This window comes from Sinorhizobium sp. 8-89, assembly GCF_030124325.1.
In the GTDB taxonomy this organism is placed as follows: Bacteria; Pseudomonadota; Alphaproteobacteria; order Rhizobiales; family Rhizobiaceae; genus Sinorhizobium.
On the sequence record NZ_JASKLR010000031.1, the window covers coordinates 45,607 to 55,708 of the forward strand.

Genomic DNA, 10,102 nt, shown 5'->3' on the forward strand with positions numbered 1-10,102 from the left:
CAAGCGGTACGCCCGCTTGGCAAGCCCGTAGGCAAGTTCCCGCGCGAGGTCGTGGGCCTCCTCCTCGTCGAGGCGGTGGTCGGCGACGAGGCGGGCAAGATAGGCGCAATCCACCCGGCGTGCCATGTCGTGCCGCGCCGGGATCGAGAGATAAGCGCGGGTATCGTCGTTGAAGCCAACGGTGTTGTAGAAGCCGCACGTCTCCGTGGTCGTCTCGCGGAACCGGCGCATGCCTTCCGGACTGTCGAAGAACCACCAGGCGGGACCGAGCCTCAGCGCCGGATAATGGCCGGCGAGCGGCGCCAGTTCACGTGAATAGGCGGTCTCGTCGAGCGTGAAGAGGATGACCGTCAGCGAGGCGTCGTTCCCGACCGCATCGAGCAGCGGTTTCAGCGCGTGCACGTAGTCGGTCGCTTTGGGGATATCGGCGCCCTTGTCCGGGCCGAAATTCGTAAACAGCGACGGATTGTGGTTCCGGTAGGAGCCGGGATGGATCTGCATGACGAGGCCGTCGTCCTGGCTCATGCGCGCCATTTCCGTCAGCATCTGGCCGCGGAAGGCCTCGGCCTCCGCCGGTCCGGACCTGCCGGACAGGACCTTATCGAACAGATCTGCCGCGTCGGCCTGTGAAAGGTTTTCCGTACGCGCGGTCGCATGGCCATGGTCCGTCGCGGTGGCGCCGCGGGCCTTGAAGAAGGCGCGGCGGGCACGATGCGCGTTGAGATAGCCGGTCCACGTCGCGGGCTCGCCAGTGATCGCGAGCAGCTTCCCGACATTCTCGGCAAAGCCGAGCGCCTCGGCATCCACGACGGCGTCCGGCCGATAGGTGGGCACGACACGGCCATGCCGTCCGGAACTGCGCACCGCATCGTGATGCGCGAGATCATCCAGCGCGCCGTCGGTCGTGGCGATCACCTCGATCCCGAACTTGTCATAGAGCGCGCGCGGCCGCATCGCCGGTGTGGCGATCGCCTCCGCGATGCGATCGTAAAGGGCGTCTGCGTTGCCCGGCCCCAGCCGCTCCGTGATACCGAAGGCGGATTCCAGCGAATGCTCGAACCACAACCTCGTGGGCGTGCCGGCAAAGAGATGGAAATGCTTGGCGAAAAGCCGCCAGATGGCGCGGCCGTCCGGGGCGCCGCCGCTGCCGTCGCGCCGCTTGACCCCGAGGTCTTCCAGCCTGACGCCCTGCGAATAGAGCATCCGCGTCGCATAATGATCCGGCGTGATGAAGAGAGCCGCGGGATCCGGAAAGGCCTGATCCTCGGCATACCAGGACGGGTCGGTATGGCCATGCGGCGAAATGATCTTCAGGCCGGCAACGGCGTCGTAGAGCCGCCGGGCTACGGCCCGGGCCTCCGGCTCCACCGGAAATAATCGATCGGGATGCAATGCCATTCCGCGGCTCCCCCTGCGTCCATATTGGCAACATGGGTGAATTGATATACTAGTATTCAAAGCCGAGTCAACCAATGGATTTGCCTCCATGTCGCAACGCCAACGCCCGGGCGTGTCGTCGCCGTCTTTTGCGATGCCTGGCGGCGTCAAGGTTCGCCGGGTGACGACAGCATCCGCGATCTACGAACAGCTCTATGCCGCGATCCTTTCGCTGCAGATGAAGCCGGGCGTCGCGCTGCAGGAGAAACGCATCTCCGAGGAATTCGGTGTCAGCCGGACGCCGGTGCGCGAGGCGCTTCTGAGGCTGGCCGAAGCCGGTCTGGTCGAAATCTTCCCGCAATCCGGGACCTTCGTGTCGCGAATTCCGGTCTCCGCCATTCCCGAAGCCGTCGTCATCCGCAAATCGCTCGAGCGCACGACGGTGGAACACGCCGCTGAAATCGCATCCGCTGACGATATTATCAGGCTCGACGCGATCATCGCCCGCCAGCGCGTCCACGCGGCGCACAACGAGCCCTCACTATTTCACGAGCAGGACGAGGCCTTCCACGAGGCTATTTCAGCGATCGCCGGCTATCCGGGCATCTGGACCATCCTGAAGACCGTGAAGCTGCAGATCGATCGCACCCGCCGCCTGACGCTGCCGGTGCCCGGCCGCATGGATAGCGTCATCGAGGAGCATATGACGATCCGCGACGCGATCGCGGCGCATGAACCCGACCGCGCCCGCGACGCGATGATGCATCACTTGAGCGCCGTCATTCCGGATATCGACGAGTTGCGGCTTCTCTATCCGGGCTATTTCAGCTGAAACCGGCCCCGGACGCCTATTTCCGAATTTCGCGCGATGGCGGAAGAGAGTGGGAGTCGAACCCACCAAAGGCCGTCTCTCGACCCCTCCCGGATTTGAAGTCCGGACGCCCCACCGGGGACGAATCTCCTCCTGAAAAAATGTCCTCCTCGCTGGCACCATTCGACAAATTGCCGAAAAGGTCCAGACGGTTGCGATTGAGGCGGCGCATATCCCCGCGTCTGAGCGTGACGCTGTGGCGATCGAAGAAGTCGAGGATCTGGATCGCAACCTTGCGGCCGTTTTCGAGACGATCGCGGAACTGCATCGCTGTGAACCAGCCGTTATCGGCGGTCGTGCTGATCTCCACGATGACCGCGACCATCTCCGCGACCACTTCACGCAGGAAGAAATGATCGTGCGCCACCTCGTGCACCTTGCCCATGCGGCTGCCGAGCTTCAAGAGCCGGCGCACCTGCGCTTCGGGCATCGCCAGCAATCCGGCGATATCGCGCACGCGCGGCGGGCGAAACCGCTCGGCTCCGTCGAGCAAAGGCTCGATATCATGCCAGAGCCGTTCATCGGCCAAAGTCATCGTTACCCGATGGTCGGCAAGGCGGACCCATGCTCCGTCGAGCGCGATCTCGCCCGATCGAGCGAGTGCCTGCAGAGCCGCCCGAAAGGCCGGCACCGGCAATCGCAGCTCCGTCTGTGTGCGCAACCGCTCGAAACCCATCCCCAGAAGGTCCGGATTGTCGGCATGGAAGGCCTTGAGCCGGGCAAGGATATCGTTGCGGAAATTCGCCCAGCTCGTCTGAGACATGATGAGCGCCGTCGCCTCCAACGGCAGATGCATTACGCCTGGCGCTTGCGCCAACGCGGGCACGTCCGTTGTTGCGATCGCCCGGTCGCGGGCGAAGACGCCGAGGTCGAGGTAGAAGGGCGGCGCGGCAAGCAGGGCCTCGATCGCCTGCTTCGGCTCGACCAACGCGTGGGCTTCGAGTCGCGCCATCCGCTCCGGGGTGCGGCGCTTGCGTGCCGGCGCGCGCAGGTCCAGGAACCGACCGCCGCCGATCGTGCGGCGCGCGGAGGTGTCGCGAACGACGAAGCGGTCTCCCGCCGCCGCCGCGATCGGCCTGTCAAGCACGAGCTGGACCAGCGTGCGTGCTCCGGGCGCAACCGGCTCTTCAGCCAAAAGCACGATTCGGGCTCCCACTTCCACCGAGGCATGATGAAGGCGCACGGGGAACCAATGGCCGATCGGCTTCGGTTCCGAGCCTAGCACACGCAATGTCGCATCGATCCGGCTCGTCGGCGCGTGCAGGCCTGGGTCGCAGACCATGTCGCCGCGACCAACTGCCGTTTTCGTGATGCCAGGGCCGGCGAGGTTCAACGCGCAGCGGTCGCCCGCGCGGCCGGTTTCGCTTGGCCGGTTCTGCGCGTGGATCGATCGCACCCTCGCCTCGAGGCCGGAAGGGCTGACGGTGACGCGGTCTCCCACCGCCACTTGTCCCGAAAGCACGGTGCCGGTGACCACCGTGCCGACCCCTTGAATGGTGAAGGAGCGGTCGACGGCCAGGCGGAAGCGGCCCGTTGTCCGGCGTCGCGTGAAGCAGCGTGCCGCATCGACGATTTCGTCGCGAAGTGATGCCACCCCCCTGCCCGACACCGCCGAGACCGGAATCATGGAAATATCGGCAAGCGCCGTGCCGGCAAGCTCGTCTCGCATCTGCCGTTCCACTTCTTGAAGGCGGTCTTCCGCCACGAGATCGGCCTTGGTGATGGCGACGATGCCGTGTTCGATGCCGAGAAGATCGACGATCGCCAGATGCTCGCTTGTCTGCGGCATGACGCCGTCGTCGGCCGCCACCACGAGGAGCACGAAGTCGATGCCGCCGGCGCCCGCCAGCATGGTGTGGATGAATTTCTCGTGGCCCGGAACGTCGACAAAGCCGACGGTCTCCGCGCCCTCGACCGGCATATAGGCAAAGCCGAGGTCGATCGAAATGCCGCGGTCCTTTTCCTCCTTCAGCCGATCGGTGTCGATACCGGTCAGCGCGCGGACGAGCGACGTCTTGCCATGATCGATATGACCGGCAGTGCCGACGATCACCGTTCATTCCTTTCGCTTGCAGGCTGTGACGGGTCCGCCGTTTCGGACAGCGGCATTGCGGCACGACGCTCCGCCTCTGCCAGTTCCTCCGCGTCGAGCGCGGCGCGCACGACGTCGAAGAATGGCGCGGCCAACGCGCTGCCGCCTTCACGCGCCCTCAAGAGCCAGGCGAAGGCTTCGATCGGATCGCGGGCGATGCCGCTTCCCAGATGATAGGCTGCGCCAAGCATCGCCTGCCCGTCGGCATCACCCGCACGCGCGCCGCGTCCCCACCAGTAAACCGCCTCGATCGGATCGCGCGCGACCGCGATGGCATTGTGGTAGAGCATCCCTAGCCGTGACATCGACGCGGCGGAGCCGTTCTCGGCGGCGGCGAGCGCCCAGTGGTGGGCTTCCGCAAAATCGGGCTCGACGAGATCGCCTTCGAGCAGCATCCAGCTCAGCATGTCCTGAGCCTCGGCGTCGTTCTGTTCGGCCGCCTTGCGGTAAAGCGCCGCGGCCCTTTGATAGTCCGGCGCGATCCCCTCGCCCTTGAACAGGAGGGAAGCAAGGTTGCGCTGGCCGACCGGATCGCCCGCTTCGGCGGACAAGCTTAGCCAGCGATAGGCCAGGCCGGCGTCCCGCGGCACACCCAATCCGCCGGCAAAACAGGCGCCGATATTGTTCTGCGCCCGCGCGTCTCCAGCCCGCGCCAAGGGTTCCCAGATCGCGAGGGCGGTCTCAAAGTCGCCGTTTCGGGCGGCGGCGAGCGCCTTGGGCATCGTGGCCTCGCCGGACGCATCGCTCTCGGTCGGCTTTCGCGAGAAACGGCTGAAAAGGCTCACGACGAAGGTCCTCCGCCCGACGGCTCGAGATGTTCGAGATTGGCAACGAAACCCTCTTCGTCCTCGAGACAGCGCAAGTCGAGGATCAGTGACCCGCGTTCGATGCGGCCGATGACCGGCATCGGAAGACGCCTGAGTGCCGCGGCCAGCTCGGCGAGCATGCGGCCGCTGCCCGACAGCGGCGCCAAGGCGAGCCCCGCGCTCGGCACGGTGGAGAGCGGCAGCGCGCCGGAGCCGATCTGGCTTTCGCAGGCAATGACCGAAACGTTGAAAGCGCCCTTTAGCGCGCGCTCCACCAAGGGCGCCAGCCGTGCGGCCTGCTCGCCGATGTCGGCCTTCGGACGGGCGAGCAGCCGCATCGTCGGAAGACGTTCGCTCAAGCGATCCGGGTCGCGGTAGAGCCGCAATGTCGCTTCCAGCGCCGCAAGACGGATCTTGTCCACCCGCAGCGCGCGCTTCATGGGATTCCTGTTGATCCTGTCGATGTAGGCGCTGCGCCCGACGATGAAGCCGGCCTGCGGTCCGCCGAGCAGCTTGTCGCCGGAAAAGGTGATGATATCCGCGCCCTCGGCGATCGCTTCGCTGACGGTCGGCTCGTGCGCAAGCCCGAAGCGCTCGAGATCGGCAAGTGTGCCGGAACCGAGATCGTTCACGAGCGGAAGCCCATGCTCATGGGCGATCTCCGCGAGCTCGCGCGCGCCCACCTCCTTGGTGAAGCCTTCGATGCGATAGTTTGAGGTGTGGACCTTCATTATCAGGCCCGTATCGGCTCCTATGGCGTCGCGATAATCCCTGGCATGGGTGCGGTTCGTGGTGCCGACCTCAACGAGGCGGACACCGGAGCGCAGCATGATGTCCGGCATGCGGAACGCGCCGCCGATTTCGATCAGCTCTCCGCGCGAGACGATCGCTTCCCTGCCCGCTGCAAGACTGTTCAGCGTGAGCAGCACGGCGGCGGCATTGTTGTTGACGACGGTCGCATCCTCCGCACCGGTCAGCTCGCAAATGAGTGCGCGCAGGTGATCGTCCCTTTCACCGCGCTTGCCGCTTTCGAGGTCGAATTCGAGCGCCACCGCCTCGCGCATCGCCTCCGTCGCGGCATCGATCGCCGCCTCAGCCAGCAAGGCGCGGCCGAGATTGGTGTGGAGCACGGTCCCCGTCAGATTGAACAGGGGACGGAGCGTCGATCGATCGTTCGTCTCAAGCGCCGCGACGGCGGCAGTCGCGATGGCGTCCAAGGAGGGGATGTCTCCGCCTCTAAGCACCTCTTTCCGGATCGCGGCCAGCACGTTCCGCAAGGCTCCGATTACGGGCTGCCGTCCGAAGCATTCGATCGCTTCGACGACAGCGGCCGATCGCAGAAGCTCGTCCACCGACGGGATGTCACGCAACCGGACATTCGCATCCATTACAGCCCTCCCTACAGTGCCGCGCGTCTATCGGACGCGCAAAGGACGCTATCCTCGTCCGCTCCAGGCCGCTGCGAACGGTTCGGCCATGACTACAACCCGGCCAGAAGCGGCGCAAAGCCGCCACGGTGATAAGGGCCTTCGCGCATCAGGAGATCGAGGCTCAGGCTCGCAACATCATCTGCAATCGGCTCTGCCGCCGGCTCCCTGGTCTGGTAGAAAATCTTCGTCCAGCCACGACACTCGTCGCAGGTCTCCGCCTTGACGATCCCGCCGTGGTCTTCGATCTCCCGGTAGGAGATCCCCTTGGTGGAGCCGCAAAGCACGCATTTGACCCGGACATAGTGCCACAAGGTGCAGCAAAGAGAGCAGGAACAGAACCGCGCGCCGTGCGAGCCCGGCCAGCCAACAACCATGGACGATACCGGCCTGCCGCCGCATGACGGGCAGACGCCGTCGGCGACCGGCGTGAGCTTCTTCTCGTCGAGAAGCGACGCGAGCCGGGCGAAATGCACCTGAAGTGCTGCCCAGACAAAGATATGTTCCGCGATCGCGCCCGCGGGCAAGGAGCCGGAGAGAACGGTATCGGCCATGGCAAGACGTGCTTGCCGATCGGCCGCGACGACGCGCGCGAGCGCATCGGCGGCCGGGGCCGGTTTCTCGATTGCGTCAGCGGCCGCGAACAGACGGTCGAATATCATGTTGATCGTTTCGCCGCCCTCCATCCCATGGCGATGGAGCGGCGGCATTTCGAACTCATGCGCGCGCAGGACCGCCGCGGCGTCGAGCCGTTCCGCGAGCGGAAGATCGGCCTGGATATCGTGTTGGACTGCCGCGAGCCCGGCCACGAAATTGAGATAGGGCGCAAGGCCGCTCGCTTCGGCCAGTTGACGCAGGCGTAGCGAGCGGACGGAAAAAAGGGAAGCGGGATCGGGAACGCGCGCAAAAGGCGGCGACGAAACATCTCCGATTGCAGTGGGATCCGGCGCGGCGGCGTCTTTGCGTTTCATCACACTCCCTCACGAACCCGACGGGCCACGTGATATAACCCTGAAACTTGGTTTTAACCGGGATGCGGGCGGAAAACCGCCCACACTTTTCCTCCTCCTGGCCTATTCGGCTGCGGTCCTCTTCTCGTCTTTCGCAGCCGGCTTGTCGACCAGTTCGCGCAGCCATTTGCGGTGATACCGCCACGCCCAGCCGCCGGTGACGGAACCGCGTACCATGCCGCGTATCGTACCCTTTACCCAGATCGCTGCATAGACATGGGTGATCCAGACGCTGATCGCGAGAATGGCGGCGATCGAGTGTATGAGAACAGCCCATCGCTTCTGCTCGATGGTGGTGTAAGCCGCGAAATACTCATCCCATATGACGATGCCGGACGTTATCAGCACGATGATCAGGATCGACATGGACCAGAAGACGAGCTTCTGCCCGGCATTGTACTTGCCGATTTCGGGCAGGCGTTCGTCGTGCGCGGTCAGCACATCGCGAACCCGTGCAAGCCAGGTGCCATCCTCGCGCTTCCAGAGATTGAGCTTCCAGAAACGCAGGAACAGGCCAAGGAAGCTGAAGAACAGGACGACGCCGATCCACGGGTGAATGGCGCGAACCAGTTGGCCCCCACCGAACAGCGCCGACAGGAAGAAAAGCCGCGGGTGGAAAAGAGACAGCCCGGAAAGCGCGAGCAGCACCAGGCTTCCGGCGGTGATCCAGTGATTGATCCGCGCGCCGCCGGTATAGCGATCGACGGTGACGGGCTTGCCGGCATGAACGCTGTCGCCCTTGCCAACTTCATGTTCCGTATCCGTGCTCATGAGGAACGATCTCCCGTCAACCTCTCGGCAGCCTCCTCGTCCTCCTCGGAAACGCGGTTGGGGCCGTTGACCATGTAATGCAGGAAACCGGTGACCGCCGCGACGCCCATGACGGCGAGACCGGCATATTTGGTAACCCCCTTCCAGGCCTCGACGACCGGGCTGATCGTCGGATTGTTGGCCAGACCGGCATAGATCTCCGGCTTGTCGGCATGGTGCAGCACATACATCACGTGCGTGCCGCCGACGCCCGGCGGGTCATAAAGACCCGCATTGGTAAAGCCGCGGGATTTGAGGTCGGTGATCCGCCCTTCCGCATGTTTCTTCATCTCTTCCTTGGTGCCGTAGACGATCGCTTGCGTCGGGCAGGCTTTGGCGCAGGCGGGCCCTTGGCCGACTGCGATCCGATCGGAGCAGAGCGTGCACTTGTAGGCGGTGTGGTCGACCTCGGAAATCCGCGGGATGTTGAACGGGCATCCCTTGATGCAATAGCCGCAGCCGATGCAGTTCTCGTGGACGAAATCCACGATACCGTTCGAATATTGCACGATGGCACCGGGTGCGGGGCACGCCTTGAGACAGCCCGGGTCCTCGCAATGCATGCAGCCATCCTTGCGGATCAGCCATTCCAGATTGTTGGTCTCGGGGTTCTCCCATTCGGTGAACCGCATCAGCGTGAACATGTCCGGCGTCAGATCGTGCGGATTTTCAAAGACGCCCACATTCTCCTCGATCTCGGGATGGGTGTCGTTCCATTCGATGCAGGCCGCCTGGCAGGCCTTGCAGCCGATGCATTTCGAGACGTCGATGAGCTTGGCCACCTCGGTCTGGCGCTCGGCGGGCGGCGTCACGGTCGACGCCGACCGCCGCATCAGGTCCTTTTCACCGAACTTCGGACCTTGGGGGGCGGTGGTGGGATTTGGGACGGGCGGGAACATGGCTCTGGCCTCCTACGCCACCGGCCCGGCAATGGGCTCTATGTTGACCAGGAACGCCTTGTATTCCGGCGTTTCGATGTTGGCGTCGCCGACGAACGGCGTCAGCGAGTTCGGGCCGAAGCCCTTCTTCGCCGCCCCGGTGAACCCCCAGTGCAACGGTATGCCCACCACATGGATCGGTTTGCCGTCGCAGACCAGCGGCTTGATCCGCTTGGTGACGACCGCCTTCGCCCGGATCGATCCGCGTTTCGACCAGACGCGCACCCAGCCGCCCTTGGTGATGCCTTTCTCCGTCGCCAGTTCTTCCGATATCTCGACGAAGAACTCCGGCTGCAGCACGGCATTCACCCGGACATGCTTGGTCCAGTAATGGAAGTGCTCCGTCAGGCGGTAGGAGGTCGCCGCATAGGGGAACTCTGCCGAAGCGGGTTCGGCAAACTGCTCGAAATCGCCGGCAAAGACCCGCGCCGCGGGATTGCCGCGCACGTTCGGGGCGACGAGATTGCCGATCGGGGATTCGAACGGCTCGTAGTGCGCCGGGAACGGCCCGTCTCGCATCATGCCCCTGGTGAAGAGGCGCGAGACGCCTTCCGGGTTCATGATGAACGGCCCGACATCCGTGGGCTTCGCCGTCGGAGCGATATCGGGCACGTCATAACCCGCCCATTTCGCGCCGTCCCATTCGATCAGCTTGCGGCTCGGATCCCATGCCTTGCCGTTTATGTCCGCTGAGGCTCTATTGTAGAGGATGCGGCGGTTGACTGGCCAGGAGAAAGGCATCACCAAGGGCGGCTGGGTGCGCGTCTGGTC

Annotated in this window: 8 protein-coding genes, 1 tRNA gene and 1 pseudogene; 1 reads left to right on the top strand and 9 read right to left on the bottom strand. The window is 64.4% G+C overall.

Translation table 11 applies throughout. The annotated features are described in order from the left end of the window. The coding region (gene uxaC / locus QN219_RS30030; RefSeq protein WP_284004070.1) for a glucuronate isomerase at positions 1–1,398 on the bottom strand (1,398 nt) is incomplete at its 3' end. Between the two features lie 88 nt (positions 1,399–1,486). Between uxaC and QN219_RS30035 the strand changes: the two genes are divergently transcribed. After that, the gene (locus tag QN219_RS30035; RefSeq protein WP_284004071.1) at positions 1,487–2,209 is read left to right on the top strand and encodes a GntR family transcriptional regulator; all 723 of its coding nucleotides are present in this window, start codon (positions 1,487–1,489) and stop codon (positions 2,207–2,209) included. 37 nt (positions 2,210–2,246) lie between these two features. Here QN219_RS30035 and QN219_RS30040 read toward each other — a convergent pair. The 8 genes and pseudogenes from QN219_RS30040 to QN219_RS30075 form a co-directional block, all read right to left on the bottom strand. Continuing rightward, a tRNA-Sec gene (locus tag QN219_RS30040) sits at positions 2,247–2,342 on the bottom strand. Positions 2,343–2,465: 123 nt separating this feature from the next. Then, positions 2,466–4,301, bottom strand: a pseudogene (gene selB / locus QN219_RS30045) (selenocysteine-specific translation elongation factor); the annotation flags it as partial. Beyond that, entirely contained in the window at positions 4,298–5,062 is a 765-nt protein-coding gene (locus QN219_RS30050; RefSeq protein ID WP_284004079.1) for a tetratricopeptide repeat protein, read from the bottom strand. The gene QN219_RS30050 and the pseudogene selB, both read right to left, overlap by 4 nt. Positions 5,063–5,121: 59 nt before the next feature. Beyond that, complete coding sequence (selA, locus tag QN219_RS30055; protein WP_284004073.1) at positions 5,122–6,534, bottom strand: L-seryl-tRNA(Sec) selenium transferase; 1,413 nt, start codon at positions 6,532–6,534, stop codon at positions 5,122–5,124. Positions 6,535–6,626: 92 nt separating this feature from the next. Beyond that, the gene (fdhE, locus tag QN219_RS30060) at positions 6,627–7,544 is read right to left on the bottom strand and encodes a formate dehydrogenase accessory protein FdhE (RefSeq protein WP_284004074.1); all 918 of its coding nucleotides are present in this window, start codon (positions 7,542–7,544) and stop codon (positions 6,627–6,629) included. A gap of 102 nt (positions 7,545–7,646) precedes the next feature. After that, entirely contained in the window at positions 7,647–8,354 is a 708-nt protein-coding gene (locus QN219_RS30065; protein ID WP_284004075.1) for a formate dehydrogenase subunit gamma, read from the bottom strand. Next, complete coding sequence (fdxH, locus tag QN219_RS30070; protein ID WP_284004076.1) at positions 8,351–9,292, bottom strand: formate dehydrogenase subunit beta; 942 nt, start codon at positions 9,290–9,292, stop codon at positions 8,351–8,353. Before fdxH ends, QN219_RS30065 begins: the two co-directional genes overlap by 4 nt. A gap of 12 nt (positions 9,293–9,304) precedes the next feature. Then, a partial coding sequence (locus tag QN219_RS30075) for a molybdopterin dinucleotide binding domain-containing protein (protein ID WP_284004078.1) occupies positions 9,305–10,102 on the bottom strand: 798 nt, incomplete at its 5' end.